General features: G+C 47.1%; 13 protein-coding genes. 9 read left to right on the plus strand and 4 right to left on the minus strand.

The features are described from left to right. Window positions 1-413: 413 nt before the first annotated feature. Window positions 414-1,751, minus strand: coding sequence for a dGTP triphosphohydrolase (gene dgt / locus NG821_RS06085; protein WP_252760810.1), 1,338 nt, complete (start codon window positions 1,749-1,751; stop codon window positions 414-416). A gap of 110 nt (window positions 1,752-1,861) precedes the next feature. Here dgt and dut point away from each other — a divergent pair, with 110 nt between their 5' ends. The 4 genes from dut to NG821_RS06105 are packed head-to-tail and all read left to right on the plus strand — an operon-like array spanning window position 1,862 to window position 6,769. Continuing rightward, the gene (gene dut / locus NG821_RS06090) at window positions 1,862-2,299 is read left to right on the plus strand and encodes a dUTP diphosphatase (protein WP_252760772.1); all 438 of its coding nucleotides are present in this window, start codon (window positions 1,862-1,864) and stop codon (window positions 2,297-2,299) included. A 27-nt stretch (window positions 2,300-2,326) separates the two neighbouring features. After that, complete coding sequence (locus tag NG821_RS06095; RefSeq protein ID WP_252760773.1) at window positions 2,327-4,117, plus strand: tetratricopeptide repeat protein; 1,791 nt, start codon at window positions 2,327-2,329, stop codon at window positions 4,115-4,117. Further along, window positions 4,095-5,012 carry a DUF4292 domain-containing protein gene (locus NG821_RS06100; RefSeq protein WP_252760774.1) on the plus strand — a complete coding sequence of 306 codons (918 nt, stop codon included), beginning with the start codon at window positions 4,095-4,097 and terminating at the stop codon, window positions 5,010-5,012. The genes NG821_RS06095 and NG821_RS06100 overlap by 23 nt, the downstream gene beginning before the upstream one ends. Before the next feature lie 56 nt (window positions 5,013-5,068). Continuing rightward, window positions 5,069-6,769, plus strand: a complete 1,701-nt coding sequence (locus tag NG821_RS06105; protein ID WP_252760775.1) for a murein hydrolase activator EnvC family protein — start codon at window positions 5,069-5,071, stop codon at window positions 6,767-6,769. Between the two features lie 472 nt (window positions 6,770-7,241). Here the strand turns inward: NG821_RS06105 and NG821_RS06110 are convergent, their stop codons facing one another. Further along, window positions 7,242-8,306, minus strand: coding sequence for a M20 family metallo-hydrolase (locus NG821_RS06110; RefSeq protein WP_252760776.1), 1,065 nt, complete (start codon window positions 8,304-8,306; stop codon window positions 7,242-7,244). Window positions 8,307-8,595: 289 nt separating this feature from the next. Here NG821_RS06110 and NG821_RS06115 point away from each other — a divergent pair, with 289 nt between their 5' ends. The 5 genes from NG821_RS06115 to NG821_RS06135 all read left to right on the plus strand — a co-directional run bounded on the left by NG821_RS06115 (window position 8,596) and on the right by NG821_RS06135 (window position 14,761). Next, a complete protein-coding gene (locus NG821_RS06115; RefSeq protein WP_252760777.1) occupies window positions 8,596-10,404 on the plus strand; it encodes an AMP-dependent synthetase/ligase in 1,809 nt (602 codons plus the stop codon). Window positions 10,405-10,476: 72 nt separating this feature from the next. After that, window positions 10,477-11,598, plus strand: a complete 1,122-nt coding sequence (gene prfB, locus NG821_RS06120; RefSeq protein ID WP_252760778.1) for a peptide chain release factor 2 — start codon at window positions 10,477-10,479, stop codon at window positions 11,596-11,598. 31 nt (window positions 11,599-11,629) lie between these two features. Next, window positions 11,630-11,779 carry a hypothetical protein gene (locus NG821_RS06125; protein WP_252760779.1) on the plus strand — a complete coding sequence of 50 codons (150 nt, stop codon included), beginning with the start codon at window positions 11,630-11,632 and terminating at the stop codon, window positions 11,777-11,779. Continuing rightward, the gene (locus NG821_RS06130; protein WP_252760780.1) at window positions 11,779-12,282 is read left to right on the plus strand and encodes a CYTH domain-containing protein; all 504 of its coding nucleotides are present in this window, start codon (window positions 11,779-11,781) and stop codon (window positions 12,280-12,282) included. Before NG821_RS06125 ends, NG821_RS06130 begins: the two co-directional genes overlap by 1 nt. A gap of 229 nt (window positions 12,283-12,511) precedes the next feature. Continuing rightward, a complete protein-coding gene (locus NG821_RS06135) occupies window positions 12,512-14,761 on the plus strand; it encodes an inorganic phosphate transporter (protein ID WP_252760781.1) in 2,250 nt (749 codons plus the stop codon). Window positions 14,762-14,784: 23 nt separating this feature from the next. Here NG821_RS06135 and NG821_RS06140 read toward each other — a convergent pair whose 3' ends face one another. Then, complete coding sequence (locus NG821_RS06140; RefSeq protein WP_252760782.1) at window positions 14,785-16,197, minus strand: sensor histidine kinase; 1,413 nt, start codon at window positions 16,195-16,197, stop codon at window positions 14,785-14,787. Between the two features lie 142 nt (window positions 16,198-16,339). Beyond that, window positions 16,340-17,032, minus strand: a complete 693-nt coding sequence (locus NG821_RS06145) for a response regulator (protein ID WP_252760783.1) — start codon at window positions 17,030-17,032, stop codon at window positions 16,340-16,342. Window positions 17,033-17,036: the final 4 nt, after the last annotated feature.

Consider the following 17,036-nt stretch of genomic DNA (forward strand, 5'->3'; position numbering starts at 1 on the left):
CATGCCCTTCGGTAGGAACATGGATAGAATGGATTTATAGTCTGTTGTCTTTTTGCTTTCCATGCTACAAAGATAAAAAATTATCAATAGACTCTTATGTTAAATCCCCAAGATTATGGACTGACCCGAGGAGAGCCACCAAAATTTTAATCTAATACTATAAAAACACATTGGCAAATTTATGGATTTAGTTTTGTTCTTGCAAGTTATTCCATGAATTTTTTAGATAATTTGTAATTGGCTTAATGGCTTTTTCATTCTCATAAGTTGTCTTTATAGTTTGTCTGTGGTGGTCCCCCTTTCCTCATATGAAAGAAAGAGACACATTCCATCTATGCACCTTTGATTTTTAGCGGCCAAAGGTCTCATGAGACAAGGGGAAAGAATGGAGAAACAGTCCTTACTTCAGAGTTTCAGACGATAGGCAGACTGATGCCGTTGACTTTCTGATAGAGGTCCAGAGCATAGACATCAGTCATTCCGCTGATAAAATCCAGAACGGCCATGATGCGTTTCTCCTTTTCCGGGCTGTTGATGTCATATTGACTGCTTACCCTTCGGATCAGTTGTCGGGAATAGAACTTGTCCGGATGGACAGCTGCTCCGATGAAGATGCGCATGAGCGTCTCCATGATCTTATATCCCGAAAGTTCGATATCCAGTACCGGTTTACTGTTGTAAATCTTCTCGTATGAAATCTTCTGGCAATGCTGATACGCCGCTTTCTGTTGCTCAGGAATATGTCCGATCAAACTGCCTTGGAAGGTGCCGGCGAGCAACTCCTCCTCATGTTTGACGAAGATATCCACGCAGGCTTTTTCCAAAACACCTATGACACAAGCCCGCATATAGACCACCTGTTCATTTTCATCCGTTATTCCTTCGTCTTGAATTCTGCGGAGGATGGACTCCCGACGTTCCTCTTTAAAGAAGTTCAGCAGCAAGTCGCGTGTCTCTTCATAGGAAAGGATCTTGAGTTTGTGAGAATCTTCGATGTCCATGATCTCATAGCAGATATCATCGGCAGCCTCGACGAGGTAGACGAGCGGATGCCGCGCATAGCGGAGAGGCTTTCCGGGAGATGACAGACAACTGATACCCAGTTCTTCCGCAACCTTCTGATAGGTCTCCTTTTCAAAAGTGAAAAATCCGAATTTGCCGTGTTCACCTGCGAGAGAACTCTCGTAAGGGTATTTGACCATACTGGCAAGCATGGAATAAGTCATGTCAAAGCCGCCTGCACGCCGTCCTATAAATTGATGAGTGAGGAGTCTGAAAGCATTGGCATTCCCTTCGAAATGAGTGATGTCCGACCAAAAAGCAGGAGAGAGCTCAGATTGCAGTTCTTTTCCTTCATTTTCCGTGAAGAAAGTTTGGATGGCTTTCTCTCCGGAGTGCCCGAACGGAGGGTTCCCCATGTCATGTGAGAGGCACGCTGCTGAAATGATAGTCCCTATTTCCTCGAAAAGAGTGCCAGCCAGTTCGGGGTGTCGGATTTTCAATTGGTGGCACACGTCATTGCCCAGCGATTGTCCGAGGCTGGATACTTCCAGACTGTGTGTCAATCGGTTGTGCACGAATACAGAGCCAGGCAGAGGAAAAACCTGTGTCTTGTTCTGCAGTCTCCTGAAAGGAGCCGAATAGATGAGACGGTCATAGTCCCGTTTGAATTCAGACCGGTCGTCATGCCGCTCAGCGTGTTTGTGCTCCTGTCCAAGTCGCTTATTGGAAATCAATTGTGTCCACTCCATACTGCAAAAGTAATGCAAAAAATCGATAAAAGTTGGCTTTTTCATCTGAAAGATGCAGTTATGTGAATGGAATTCTGTATTTTTGCAATTAAAATGGACTTTAAAAAGGTATGATAGATATTAAAGTCGTCAACAAAGGGCATCAGCAGTTGCCTCAATATGCCACCCTGCAAAGTGCAGGTATGGACTTGCGTGCGGATATCGAAGAACCTGTGGTCCTGCACCCCCTAGACCGCAGACTGATTCCCACCGGCCTTTTCATAGCCCTTCCTGCAGGTTTCGAAGCTCAGATTCGTCCGAGGTCAGGACTCGCCTTGAAGTATGGAGTCACTGTGTTGAACAGTCCCGGAACTGTAGATGCTGATTATCGAGGCGAGTTGAAAGTTTTGCTGGTCAATTTCTCTCAGGAAGATTTTGTCATACATGGAGGAGAGCGCATCGCGCAGATGGTCATTGCCCGTCATGAGCAAGCCCGTCTCACTGAGGTGCAGGATCTGGATCAGACGGAAAGAGGAGCAGGCGGCTATGGTCATACCGGTATACGATGAGAATTTAATCAACAGGGTAGTTTGAACATGAAACATTTTTTTTTCATAATAGTTGTCGTTGCCTCGTTCGTGGCGGGAGGTACATTACAGGCTTCTCCTCGTCAGAGCAGACAACCGGAGAAACGCCCTGATTCCGTATCAGTCCTTTCGCGGGACAACCAACTCCGATTTGAGTATTTCTATATAGAAGCATCCCGACAACAGTCAGCGGGACATTATGATGCCGCCTTTGACCTTTTGCAGCATGCTTTGACGGTTCACCCTCATGCACCGGAAGTTTATTTCGGATTGTCTTCTTACTATTCAGCCATGAAAAACGATTCGTTGGGATTGGTCTGTCTGCAAAGGGCGGCAACTCTGAATCCTAAAAATTCGATTTATCAGGAACGGCTGGGCGAATATTACATCAACTTGCAGAATTATGACAAGGCCATTCTGACCTATGAAAATCTTTGGGCGTCTAACCATGACAATACGGACGCCCTGGATGTTCTGTTCAAACTCTATCAGCAGCAGAAGAACTATAAGAAAATGCTGGATGTCCTCAATCGTCTCGAACTAGAGGAAGGGACTTCCGAGCGGCTGACTCTGACCAAGATGAGTGTGTATGAGCAGATGGATGACAAGACACAGGCTTACCGGGAGTTGAAATCACTCGTGACCCATCATCCCAATGACGTGAACTACAAGAATATGCTGGGCAACTGGCTCATGCAGAACAACCGCAATAAAGAGGCTTATGATCTCTTTACGGAAGTTTTGAAGGATGAGCCCAATAACAATGTCGCCCAGACTTCCCTGTATGACTACTATAATGCGACCCACCAGGAAGCACAGGCACAAGTCTACCTCAACCGACTGCTTCTGAGCAAGGACACCCCCTCGGATACGAAGAGTCTGCTGATGCGGGCTTTTATCCAGAAGAATGAGCAGAGCGGAGGAGATTCCACTAAGGTCTTGGCTTTGATGGACAGTATTCTTGCCACTCCCCAGGAGGATGCGACCATAGCGCAGTTGAAAGCTGCTTATATGAGTATTAAGAAAATGCCCGAAGACCAAGTTGCCAAAGCCTTTATGAAAGTTTTGGAGTTGTCCCCTGATGATGCATCTGCACGTCTGCAGGTGATCCAGTATCTTTGGGACAAGCAAGACTTTGACGGTGTCATTAAACTTTGCAAAGCTGCAAGGGAATACAATCCTGATGAGATGGCCTTTTATTATTACGGCGGTATGGCGCATTACCAGAAGAAAGAGAATGATGCTGCACTGGATGATTTCCGCCATGGCGTTTCACAGATCAATTCCCAAAGCAACCCGGCTATGGTTTCCGATTTCTATGCCATCATGGGAGACATCCTCAATGATAAAGGCCTTTACAAAGAGGCCTATACAGCTTATGACAGTTGTCTGCAATGGAAACCTGACAATATTGTCTGCCTGAATAATTATGCCTATTATCTGAGTCTTCAGAATACGAATTTGAAGAAAGCAGAGGAAATGAGTTATAAGACCGTCAAGGCAGAGCCTAAAAATTCGACTTACCTGGATACTTATGCCTATATTCTGTTCCTTGAGAAACGCTATGCAGAGGCTAAAATATATATCGATCAGGCCATGGCAAATATGGATTCCACGTCTTCCAGTGAGGTGATCCCTGAGCATGCGGGAGATATTTATGCTTTGTCGGGAGATACAGAAAAGGCGGTAGTTCTCTGGAAACAGTCGCTGAAGATGGGGAACAAGAGCAAGGCCCTTTTGAAAAAGATAAGGTTAAGAAAATATATAAAATCTACAGATGAAAAAAGCAATATTCATTAATGTTCTCGCCATCACGGTGCTGATGTCCGTCCCTTCTTTCGTGAGTGGTCGGACACGGGTTGCCGGTTCTGAAAATGGAACGGGGAATACTGAAAAGGCAGCGCTTCGGGTGGATCAGAATTCTGATCCGACTTTAGCCATCAAGAAATTGACGTTTGTACAGAAGGTTTCTGATAATCGGGTTTATGCCACCAATATCGTGGGGCATATTTCCTTTACCATCCAGTCTGATGATAAGAATATCACCGTACCGGGATACCTGCGCATGCGTAAAGACCAGGTGATCAGACTCCAACTGTGCGTTCCTCTTGTGGGGACGGAGATAGTCCGAATAGATTTCTATCCGGGTTCTGTCTTGATGATAGACCGTTATCATAAGGAATATGTAAAGGCAGGCTACAGTCAGGTACCTTTCCTGGAGAAACAAGGCATTACCTTCTATTCTCTTCAGGCACTGTTCTGGAATCAACTCCTGCTGCCGGGAAACAAAAGCGTGTCTGAATCCGATCTGAAGAAGTTTGATGTCAATCTTGACGGAACTTCGCAGAATCTCCCGGTAACCTATAAGAACGGGAAGATGCTCTACCAATGGCAGGCTGACCGGACAACAGGGAGAATCAACGAACTGGACATCGACTATGCCGGCGGCAAAGACGCCAAGACCAGTCTGGCCGTCAAATACAGCAATTTCCAAAGTGTCGGCGTGAAAACTTTCCCGGCAACACAGAACTATACCATCAATACGAATGCCACACAGAAGGCTCAGAACATCAAGATGAACATCGTAATGGATCAGGTGACCACGGATAGCAATTGGGATGTCAAAACCCAGGTGTCAGACAAGTACAAGCAGGTCACTCCGGAAATGGTCTTGGGTAAGATTATGAGTTTTTAGCGCATCAGCCTTCAATCCAATGATAAATCTGAATTTGAATAAATGATCGTGTTGTAATGAGAAGATTACTGTTGATATTATTCGCCTTATCTCTACCTTTGTATCCTTTTGCCCAAAACAGGCATCAGAAGACAAAGGCAAAAACAACAGTTACCACAAAGAAAAGTTCGTCTCGTCGGAATGTGGCAAGGCCTAATACAAAGCGGAAAAGTACTTGGAGGCGCAAGGCAGTTGTCTCGAATGCCTCCATACGTAATCTCCAGGGGCAACGGGCTGCCATCCAAAAGAAACTCCGCCAACAGGAAGCAGCGCTTCAGGCTAACCAGAATGCGGTGCATAAACGGCTGCAGGATCTGCTGGTCATCAATAGTGAGATCGATCAAAGTCAACAGAAAATCACTGGTATCCAAAAAGATATCACTCATATCAACGGAAATATAGGCATCCTGAAAGGACAACTGAGGACGCTCGAACAGCAACTTCAGGATCGTAAGGCTAAATATATCAAGAGTATGCGCTATATGTCAAGGCACCATAGCGTAGAAGACAAACTGATGTTCATCTTCAGCGCCAAGAATTTTGCCCAGATGTATCGGCGCCTGCAGTTTATCCGCCAATATTCTGCCTATCAGAAGGCTCAAGGCAAGATTGTGGAGGCCAAACAACTTGAGGTCAATCAAAAGCACCATCAACTGTTGAAGGTGAAAGGCCACAAGAATGTCTTGTTGGGCAAAGGACAGGCTGAGAAAATGAATCTGCAGGTCAAACACGGACAACAGCAAAAGGTCGTCCAGAGTTTACAAAGTCAACAGAAAACCATTCAGGTTATCATTGCTCAACAGCATAAGAAAGATGCGGTCTTGAATGCACAGATCGACCGTCTCGTCGCACAGGAAGTGGCCCGTGAGCGAGCTGCTGCCGCTGCTGAAGCGCGGAAGAAAGCTGCCGCTGCTGCGGCTGCCAAGAAGAGAGCACAACTGTTGGCCAAGAAGAGAGCCGCTGCCGCTGCTGCCGCACGTGAGAATGCGAAGAGAGTGGCAGAAGCAAGGGCCCGTGAGGCACAGTTGAGGGCTCAAGCCGCTGAAGCTGCCCGTGCTGCCGCCGCCGCGAGGAAGAAAGCAGAACAAGAGGCCGAACAGGCTGCGTCTGCCCGTGCTGCCAATGAGGCCAAGCAAGCTCAGGCTGCCGCTAACGCCCGTCAAGCTGCCGCTGATCAGGCTGCCCGTGAAGCTGAGGCTGCCCGTGAGGCCGCCGAGAGAAAGGAGCAGACCGATGCTGCCAGAAGCCGGAAAGAGATTGCCGTGGCTCAGCAGCAGAATAGGGATGCAGACAATCTGACAACTGTGGACCGGATGATGAGCAATGGGTTTGAGGCGAACAGAGGCAGACTGCCGATGCCGATAACTGGAAATTACCGTATCGTCAGCCATTTCGGACAGTATAATGTCGCCGGATTGAAGGGCGTCACCTTGGACAATAAAGGTATAAATATCTTAGGTGGTGCAGGGGCCATGGCCCGTTCGATCTATGACGGCGTGGTGAGTTATGTCTTCGGTTATAGTGGTTCAATGGTTGTGATGGTTCGTCACGGAGCTTATATCTCCGTATATTGTAATTTGAAGTCCGTTTCTGTTCATAAGGGACAGAGAGTGCAGACGCGCCAAGCATTGGGAGTTGTCGGCACAGATCATATCCTCCAGTTCCAGTTGCGTAAGGAAACGGCGAAACTTAATCCTGAGGTTTGGCTGGGAAGGTAATGCTGGATCAGCGACAGAACCTCGCTTGGAACTGAAATAAAACGGCATGAATCAGATGATAGCGGCATTTCTGTTTTGATGGATGAATCAATCGGACAGAATATGCCGCTATATATTTCTAGAATAGTTCTTGATGTCGATGCTTTTGCAGATGGCTTTCTAAATGAATGACTGTAAAGGCGTAAAAATGTTAACGCGTGTTTTTGTAAGGCTTTCGAAATAAAGTCTTATTTCCCAAGTGAGTATTTATCTCCTTTTTTCTATTGGACTGCCGGTATTGTCATTACTCCTGTCAATGTCGGGGCAGTTGTCCTGACCTCTGTCTATCGCTGATTTGATCCGATCAAAAACAGCTCTTGGCTGTCTCGAGAAACAAGCGGGCATAGTTTCGAGAAAGAGAGACCGCTGTTTCGAGAAAGTTGGCGTCAAGTTTCTCGAAACAGCCAATCCCCCTTCCAATAGCTTTGTTACGTCAGAATTCAGTTTGATCCAACAATTTGATATAGGTGGTGATGGCTGCGGAGATTTCATCGAGCGTGATGAACTCATCAGCAGAATGACTTCTTGAAGATTCCCCCGGCCCGAGTTTGAAAGACGGGAAGTTCATCAGAGCTTGGTCACTGAGGGTAGGCGATCCAAAAGGTTTCATTCCCAACGCAATACATCTTTTGATTATCGGGTGGCTGGGATCTATCCTGGAAGATTTCAGACGGAAGGAATGGGCTTTGCATTCACTTTTGAGATGCTGTTGGATGAAATGAAAGACCTCCTCGTTGTCATAAAATTCATTCGTCCTGACATCCACAAGCGCAGTGCAGAGGTCGGGGATAATGTTGTGCTGCGTACCGGCATGGAGCACCGTGACGGTCATCTTGGTAGGACCGAGGAAAGGGCTGACTTTCTGAAACCGGTAGTCGCGCAGCCATACCAGGTCATCCAGAATTTTATAAATGGCATTGATACCTTCATTTCGGGCTGCATGTCCGCTCTTCCCATGTGCGATGACGTCGAGGACCATCAGGCCTTTCTCTGCAATGGCAGGTTGCATGCCGGTAGGTTCGCCTACGACGGCCAAGTCTATTTTCGGGAGTAGCGGGAGTACGCGGCTGATACCGTTTTTGCCGGAGATTTCTTCTTCAGCAGAAGCGAGATAGATCAGATTGTATTTTTGAGGTTTGGCATTCAGAAAGCGGAATACCTGCAATAAGGACATCAGTCCGCCTCCACAGTCATTAGCCCCGAGACCATAGAGTTTGTTCCCTTCGAGAGTAGGTGTAAAAGGCGATTTGGTCCATGAGTCGACGGGCTTGACCGTGTCTATATGGGCATTGAGAAGGAGCGTGGGGAGTTGATCATCCCAATTCTGTCCGCACACCCAAATGTCATTTGCTTCCCGATGGGGAGAATAGCCGTATTCTTTCAGCGCATTTTCGATGATGTCGGCAGCTTTGTCCTCTTTTCCGCTGACAGAAGGTGTGGCGATAAGTTTTTTCAGAAGTCCGATGGCTTCGGTCGTATAATCCTTATTAGTATCCATAATTTTGTTGATCATTTTCAAATGATAGACCTCCGTAGAATTTGTCTATGTTTTTCTTTTATTGGAGTCTGTATGGACTTTGTCCGGTGACGGCTTCTGTCCCCAGATTTACCGTTTCCGGAGGATTCTTGTCTACAGGGGTATCTTGCACCAGACCCTTCATTCTGCAAAGTTAAGAAAAAGAATGATACAGACCTTGCCAATTGTGAAGAATTCGGAAAAAAGAACTGTTTTATTTTGTGTTCTTGACGATTTCCTTTATCTTTGCATACATTAAGAATAGTTGTATATGCAAACAAGATGTCATCTTTCGGTGCTGATTCATGAACAAGCCAAGAAGTACGGGAACAAACCAGCTTTGGTTTTCCGTAATTTTGGAAGTCTGAAATGGAAATCTGTTTCTTGGAATCAGTTTTCCCTTAGAGTAAAGCAGGTCAGCAATGCATTGTTGAATATAGGTGCGAAACCTCAGGAGAACATTGCCGTGTTCTCCCAGAACTGCGTCCAGTATCTCTATACCAATTTCGGCGCCTATGGTGTTCGTCTGATTACGATACCTTTCTACGCTACGAGCAGTGAGCAGCAGATCCAGTATATGATCAATGATGCTCAGGTCCGCTTCATCTTTGTCGGAGAACAGGAGCAGTACAATAAGGCACATCGCATCTTCGCCCTCTGCCCGTCTTTGGAGCGTATCATCATCTATGACCGCAGCGTGAGAATTTCCACGCATGACCCCAATGCTCTCTATTTTGATGATTTTATCAAACTCGGAGCGAATCTCCCTCGCCAGTCGGAAGTGGAGGCGCTTTGGACTCAGGCCAGTATGGATGATGTCTGCGACATTCTCTATACGAGTGGGACGACGGGTGACAGCAAAGGCGTGATCCTTACCTACAGTCAGTATGATGCAGCCTTCAAGGCTAACAATATCTGTGTACCGGTCAGGGAGAAAGACAGGGTGATCGATTTCCTGCCCTTTACGCATATCTTCGAACGCGGATGGGCCTATCTGTGTCTGACGGAAGGTGCCTGTATGATAGTCAATACTTACCCGAAAGAGGTTCAGGAATCGATGAAAGAGACGCATCCTACATGTATGTGCTCCGTGCCTCGCTTTTGGGAAAAGGTCTATATCGCTGTAAAGGACAAGATCGACCGTTCCTCTGCTCTCCAGAGAAAACTCTTCCGTCATGCCTTGGCAGTAGGGCATAAGCGGAATGTCTCCTGTAAGGGAAGAGGGAAGCATGTGCCTATCGCCCTGGAATTGCAATACCAGTTTTTTGACCGTACCGTCCTGAGTCTGGTCCGTAAGCAGATCGGTTTGGTTCATCCGAATATCTTTCCTACGGCAGGAGCCTATGTGTCTCCGGAAGTGGAGAGTTTCGTTCATTCCGTCGGCATTGATATGATAGTAGGCTATGGCTTGACAGAGAGTCTGGCTACCGTTTCCTGCGATTATAAAGACCAACCTTTCACCATCGGGTCTGTAGGGCGTCCTATCCAGGGCATCCAGATCAAGATTGGCGCAAATAACGAGATCCTGCTCAAAGGACCGACGATCACCCGGGGCTATTATCGGCGCGACAACATCAATGCCGTAGCATTCGATAAAGACGGTTTCTTCCATACAGGAGATGCCGGGTATCTGAAAGACGGTGAACTCTATCTTCAGGAGCGTATCAAGGATCTGTTCAAGACCAGTAATGGCAAATACATTGCGCCACAACAGATAGAAGCATTGTTGATGGTGGATAAGTTCATTGATCAGGCTGCCGTTATAGCCGATCAGGAGAAGTTTGTCACTGCCCTGATCGTGCCTGAATTCCGGATAGCCGAAGAATGGGCGCGCAACCATAAGATACAGTTTGGCTCCAGGGAAGACCTGTGTGCCAATAAGCGCTTTAATGAAATGATGATGGACCGGATATCGACGCTTCAGCAGACGCTGGCACCTTATCAGCAGATCAAGCGTTTTACGCTTCTGCCGCACCATTTCTCAGAAGAGTCAGGAGAACTGACCAGTACGCTGAAGATGAAGCGGTCGGTGATTGTCAGGAATCACAAGGCTCTGATAGACAAGATGTACGAAGAATGAATTCTCCGCACGCGGACGTTTCAGGAAGTGTGCCGGGAAAATATATTAGGAAAAGGATTTGAGGAAAACTAAATGATAACAGCTGATCAACTGAAAGATGTGCAGGAGCGCACGGAAGCGCTTCATCGCTATCTGAATATAGACCAAAAGAAAGTACAGTACGAAGAGGAGCAGTTGAGGACACAGGCTCCGGATTTCTGGGAAGATCCCAAGCGTGCCCAGGCTCAGATGATTAAAGTCAAGACCATAGAAAAATGGTTGAAAGACTATAAGGAAGTTTGCCAGGATGCTGAGGAATTGAAACTCGCCTATGACTTCTATAAGGAGGAGATGGTGACAGAGGAAGAGGTAGACGCAGATTATGCCAAGGCCATCAAGGCGATAGAAGCTTTGGAACTGAAAAACATGCTGCGCCAGAAAGAGGATCCGATGAGCGCTGTCATGAAGATCAATTCCGGTGCAGGCGGGACCGAAAGTCAGGATTGGGCTTCCATGCTGATGCGGATGTATATGCGTTGGAGTGAAGCTCATGGCTATAAGGTGAAAGTCGCCAATATTCTCGATGGTGATGAAGCCGGCATCAAGAGTGTAGAGATGACGATCGAGGGCGAATATGCTTATGGCTATCTGAAGAGCGAGAACGGCGTGCACCGTCTGGTCCGTGTCTCGCCATATAATGCCCAGGGCAAGCGGATGACGAGTTTTGCGTCAGTTTTCGTCTCTCCTTTGGTGGATGATACCATCGAAGTCTTTGTCGATCCGGCCCGTGTTTCGTGGGATACTTTCCGTTCCAGTGGTGCAGGCGGTCAGAATGTCAACAAGGTGGAATCGGGTGTCCGGTTGAGATACCAGTATGAAGACCCTGATACAGGCGAAAAGGAAGAGATTCTGATAGAAAATACGGAGACACGAGACCAACCCAAGAACCGTGCCAAGGCTATGCTGCTCTTGAAAAGCCAGTTGTACGACCGTGCCATGAAGAAGCGGATGGCTGCCAAGGCAAAGATCGAAGCCGGGAAAAAGAAAATCGAATGGGGGAGTCAGATCCGCAGTTACGTCTTTGACGACCGCCGGGTAAAAGACCACCGTACAGGTTTTCAGACCTCTGATGTCGATGCGGTCATGGACGGGCACATTGACGGTTTTATCAAGGCTTACCTGATGGAATTCCATACGACGGACGAAGATCAATGAGAATGATTATTCACCTAAATAAGATAAGACTATGAGTACAAACAAAGCATTACGGAAAGCCAAGCATGAAGCTTATGAGAAGAAAGAAGAAGGTAAAGGTAAGATGATCGTGTACATTATCTTCGGTGCTTTGATCATTTTAGCGATTATTTTTATGATTCTCATTTTTGTAAACAACTGATGAGTGGACTTGAGATAGAACGGAAATTTCTGGTCAAAAAGGGTGATGCCTTCAAGCGCGAAGCCCGGTCCAGTACCCATATCAGACAGGGATATATTCCTTGTGAGGGAGCTACTGTGCGTGTGCGTATACGGGATGAGAAAGCTTACCTGACCATTAAGGGCAAGTCTGTAGACCACGGCATGACGCGGTATGAGTTTGAGAAGGAAATCACCCTTGATGAGGCTGAGCACCTGATGGCTTTTTGCAAAGGTGGAATCATTGACAAGCGGCGTTTCCTGGTCCCGAGCGGAAACCATACCTTTGAAGTGGATGAGTTCTATGGCGCTAATCAGGGACTCGTCATGGCAGAGGTTGAACTGTCCTCTGAAGATGAACCTTATACCAAGTTGGATTTTATCGGTAAAGAGGTGACCGGTGACGGCCGTTTTTACAACTCCCACATGTTGGAGCACCCTTTTAGCGAATGGAAAGACACGATCCCTGCTGAATTTCTTCATTAGCTTGTCCGGCTTCTTGTTCTTGCCGGACAAGGACTTACTATGCTCGTTTTTACCGCCCTTTATCCTGTCGGATACCGATCCGATAGGACGCATAACCGTTGTTTTTAACTTTTGTCTCCGGGATTTTATGATCACCTGAAAGAAGATTGTAACATGATTGTAACGTGTACTTAAACTTCTTGTAATATGATTGTCATACTTTTGTCACGCAAAAAAGAGCAATGGTTTTATGAATATGATTTATTTGTGCATCCTGATCTTTCTGCTCTGTCTGGCAGTATTTGATCTTCTCGCAGGTGTGAGCAATGATGCTGTGAATTTCCTTCAACCGGCCGTGGGAGCACGAGTCGCAAAGTACCGCACCATTCTTTTCACCGCTTCCATAGGCGTCATTCTCGGAGCCTTTATGTCTTCTGGAATGATGGATGTTGCCAGACATGGGGTAATGATGCCGGATCACTACTCTTTTGACGAGGTCATGACGATCTTTCTTGCCATGATGGTTACCGATGTCATGGTCCTGACGGTTTTCAACACCTTGGGCTTTCCTACCTCTACGACAGTGTCGATGGTATTCGAACTCTTGGGAGGAACTTTTGCGTTGGCAACTGTGAAAATGGCGGATAACAGTTTTCTGTCCTATGGTGTCTTGCTCAATTCCAGTAAGGCTTTGAGTATGATCATCGCCATTTTCCTGTCTGTCGCCATCGCTTTTGTCTTCGGTGCTGTCGTGATGTGGATCACGCGAGTCTTCTTTACGTTCAGTTACAAGAAGAACCTGAAATACTTGATTGCTATTTTCGGCGGTGTCGCTTTTACGGTCCTGACCTACTTTATCTTTATGAAAGGGGTGGGGACGAGTTCTTATATCTCTGAGGCCACACGGGATTATATTGACAAGAATATCAGTTTGCTCTTGGTCTATACCTTTATCGTCTCGACGGTTGTCATGGAAATCCTCCATATCCTGCATGTGAATATCTTCAAGTTTATCGTGTTGATGGGGACTTTTGCACTGGCAATGGCCTATGCCAAGAATGACCTTGTCAGTTTGATAGGTGTCCCTCTTGCAGGTCTCAGTTCCTATCAGGACTTCATGGCCAATGCGCATGGGGTAGCACCTACTGCCTTTACGATGCGCTCACTGATGTCGAGTGCCGATACGCCTCCCGTTTACCTTTTGATTGCCGGTCTGATCATGATCGTTGCGTTGGCCACTTCCAAGAAGGCACAGCACGTGATCAAGACTTCCGTAGACTTGTCCCGTCAGGATGAAGGTGACGAGATGTTCGGGAGTTCGCGGGCAGCACGTGCACTCGTCCGCTTTGCTCAGAATACTGATGCCTTTTTCCGGAGAGTACTTCCGGAGAAGTTCCTTCACTGGATAGATACCCGATTCGATAAGAATGATGTCATCCTTGCTGATGACAAGGCAGCCTTCGACTTGGTGCGCGCTTCCATCAACCTGGTCCTGAGTGCGATGCTGATCACCATCAGTACGAATCATAAACTGCCACTGTCTACAACCTATGTCACTTTTATGGTTGCCATGGGTACTTCTCTTGCTGATCGGGCATGGAGCCGTGAGAGTGCGGTCTTCCGTGTGACTGGTGTGCTGAGTGTCATTGGAGGCTGGTTCATTACTGCCGGCGTGGCTTTCATCGTCGCCGGTCTCGTCTGCCTGCTGATGCATTTCGGAGGATTCCCCGTCAAACTGCTTTTCATGGTGCTCGTTGTTGTCTTGTTGATTCATTCCAATCGTAGGTTTGCCAAGAAGGAAAAGAAAGAAGAAGAGGAAGAAGATACATTCCAGTTGATGATGCGCACCCGTGACCCTGAACTGGTCTGGGACATCCTGAGGAAGTATGTCGGCAGGACTCAGAGTTATGAGAACCGTTTTGCCCTGAAAGAGTATAACCAGATCCTCAGCGGACTTGCACATCAGGATGTGAAAGCCCTCCGGCATGCCGATAAGGAGTTGAAGAACGAGCAGCATAACCTGAAGAAGTACAGGCGCCAGGAAATGCTGGGTCTGAAGAAAAGTCCTTTGAATATAGCTATTGAGCGAAACACCTGGTTCCACTTGGGAGCCAATGCCAATCAGCAGTTTCTCTATAGTCTGCGTCGTATGCTGGACCCGATCAAAGAGCATGTGGACAACAGTTTCAGTCCTTTGCCTGAAGCCTATGTCCAGGAGTTCCAACCGATGCAGAAGCGTATCAATGACTTGATGAAAAATACGGAAGCGGAAATTTCCGGCGACCACTATGAAAATTACCGGGAGATTCTGGCCGAGGCTGATGAATGTAAGGATGAGTTGTCTATCCTTCGCAAGAAGCATCTCAACCGTATACAAGAAGGGGATAACAGTCAGATGCAGATCAACCTGCTCTACCTCAATCTCTTGCAAGAAAGTCAGGAATTCCTGAGTGTGATGCGGCATCAACTGCGCGCAGCGAAGAAGTTCATGGAAAACTGAACCAGCGGTTGACCGGTTTTCTGTTATGCTTTGATCGTGAAATCAAACCGAAGGCCGCCTTCCGGATTGTTCTTGACCCGGATGGAGCCTCCATGGAGGAGGACGGCGTTCTTGACAATGGCCAGTCCCAATCCTGTTCCTCCCATCTTCCTGCTGCGGCCTTTGTCTACTCTGTAGAAGCGTTCAAATAATCTGGCAAGATGCTCTACAGGCACGCCGACACCATTGTCCTTGAATATGAAATGCCACTTGTTCTCTTGCTGTTCCCCTTTGACGATGATCGTCGTGTTCTCACCGGCATAAGATATGGCATTGTCTGTGAGGTTACGGAAGATACTATAGAGCAGGGAGCGGTTGCCTTTTACCGTAATATGGTCCGGGAGTTTGTCGTCAAAGGTCATCTTGTGCTTCTCCAGAGACAAGGCTGTTTCTTTCTGAATATCCTTGACCATCTGAGAGATGTCCACGGATTCAAAATCGAACATCTCGGATGAAGCGTCGTCCAGGCGGTTCAAGGTCGAGATGTCATGCAGCAAACTAGTCAGGCGCTGGCTCTGGGCATAGCAACGGGTCAAAAACTGTTCCTTCGTGGGTTCATCGATCTTCGGGTTGTCCAGGATCGTCTCCAGATAACCTTGGATGCTTGCTACCGGTGTTTTCAGCTCATGGGCGACATTTTGCGTCAATTGGCGCTTCAAGATATCTTGTTCCCGACGCGTGCTTCTCAGGTTCTTGTACATCTTGATGATTCGTTCCGCTATTTCACCCAGTTCGTCGTCAGGGAAGGCCGCCAAGTCTTCCACGTCCAGGCTCTCATTATGTTCAGCCCGATAAGCGAAGGTCCTCAGTTTGTCCACATTTGCATTCAGTCGGCTCATGAAGCGATAGAGGAAAGTCGTCAGGATGATGAGGATGACCAGTGCAAACCAGAGATAGAGTCGGTTGGTACGGAGTGTTTTGGCCAGGTCGTTATTGTGAGGAAGAGCACTGCGGATAATCAGATGCTCACTTGGAAAATAGGTGGCGGAATAGAAATACTCGTGATTGAGGGTCTTGCTTTCCCTTTCTACAGTTGAACTGGAACCGGTTGCCAATGCCTGACGGACTTCAGGTCTATTGGAATGGTTGCTCATATTCCTGTAGTTCTTATGCACATTGTCGAACAAGACCTTTCCTTTGTCCGTAATCAGAGTGACCCTGAGGTCTTTGATAGAGTGGGAACGGACGTAGGCTGACAGATCCTTTTCAGAGAGATTGCCGATATATTGCAGGGCATCATTCATGCGGGCATTGTAATCCTGCAATCTTTGGTTCAGATAGGCTATTTTATATTGTTTTTCACGTATCTGCTGAAAGGTAATAAAGGTCGCTACAAAAGTGAGGAAAATAGTTAGAACGCTATAGAATAACTTTTTTCCGATTGACAATTTGAGCATAAGACAGGAGTTTTCGAATTAAGCGTTGAACGGAAAAGGCGACAGAGCGTTTGCTGTGCGCGGGAAGAGTGTGACCGGGATGCTGACAGCACGTGTCAGAATCCGAAAGAAGGTCAGTCATGAGAGAAACGGCCTGAGGGTCTCAGGCGTCGAAGTAATAGCCGAAACCTAAGCGCGTGACAATATATTTGGCATAAGGTCCGACCTTCTTCCTCAGTCGGGTGATGTTGACATCCACTGTCCTGTCGAGGACCATGACGTCTCTAGGCCAGATGCGGTTGATCAGTTCCTGACGGGAGAAAACCTTGCCTTTTTCATTCAGCAAGAGGTGCAACAACTCAAACTCTGTTTTGGTAAACGGGACATTCTGGCCTTCTATGGATACGGTCTTCTTGTCCAGGTTCATGATCAATCCCTGATAACTGAGGATCTGTGATTCCGAGGATTCTTCCTTTTCATGTGTGCGTCGAAGAACGGCCCTGATCCTGACCAGTACTTCCCGAATAGAGAAAGGTTTGGAGATATAGTCGTCAGCACCCAGATTGAAACCTGTAACTGTATCATTCTCAGCGTCCTTTGCGGTCAGGAAGATAATGGGGACGTGAGCGGTCTCAGGGTTCTCCTTCAACTTTTTTGCCATGGAGAATCCCGACATTCCTCCCATCATGACATCCAGCAGCAGGAGTTGGAAAGAAGCGATGTTCTTTTCCAAGGCTTCTTCGGCGGAATTGGCGGTTTCTACCTCATAACCCTCTGTTTCCAAATTAAACTTGAGTATTTCGCACAAGTCTTCTTCATCATCTACAACGAGTATTCTTGCTTTATTTTCATCCATCAAA

This window comes from Segatella cerevisiae (assembly GCF_024054555.1).
GTDB lineage: Bacteria > Bacteroidota > Bacteroidia > Bacteroidales > Bacteroidaceae > Prevotella > Prevotella cerevisiae.

Coding starts and splice junctions, on each gene's coding strand:
- NG821_RS06105 (WP_252760775.1), top strand. CDS start 5,069: ATGAGAAGATTACTGTTGATATTATTCGCCTTATCTCTACCTTTGTAT.
- dgt (WP_252760810.1), bottom strand. CDS start 1,751: ATGGAGTGGACACAATTGATTTCCAATAAGCGACTTGGACAGGAGCAC.
- NG821_RS06135 (WP_252760781.1), top strand. CDS start 12,512: ATGAATATGATTTATTTGTGCATCCTGATCTTTCTGCTCTGTCTGGCA.
- NG821_RS06140 (WP_252760782.1), bottom strand. CDS start 16,197: ATGCTCAAATTGTCAATCGGAAAAAAGTTATTCTATAGCGTTCTAACT.
- NG821_RS06145 (WP_252760783.1), bottom strand. CDS start 17,032: ATGGATGAAAATAAAGCAAGAATACTCGTTGTAGATGATGAAGAAGAC.
- NG821_RS06110 (WP_252760776.1), bottom strand. CDS start 8,306: ATGGATACTAATAAGGATTATACGACCGAAGCCATCGGACTTCTGAAA.
- NG821_RS06115 (WP_252760777.1), top strand. CDS start 8,596: ATGCAAACAAGATGTCATCTTTCGGTGCTGATTCATGAACAAGCCAAG.
- NG821_RS06130 (WP_252760780.1), top strand. CDS start 11,779: ATGAGTGGACTTGAGATAGAACGGAAATTTCTGGTCAAAAAGGGTGAT.
- prfB (WP_252760778.1), top strand. CDS start 10,477: ATGATAACAGCTGATCAACTGAAAGATGTGCAGGAGCGCACGGAAGCG.
- NG821_RS06095 (WP_252760773.1), top strand. CDS start 2,327: ATGAAACATTTTTTTTTCATAATAGTTGTCGTTGCCTCGTTCGTGGCG.
- NG821_RS06125 (WP_252760779.1), top strand. CDS start 11,630: ATGAGTACAAACAAAGCATTACGGAAAGCCAAGCATGAAGCTTATGAG.
- dut (WP_252760772.1), top strand. CDS start 1,862: ATGATAGATATTAAAGTCGTCAACAAAGGGCATCAGCAGTTGCCTCAA.
- NG821_RS06100 (WP_252760774.1), top strand. CDS start 4,095: ATGAAAAAAGCAATATTCATTAATGTTCTCGCCATCACGGTGCTGATG.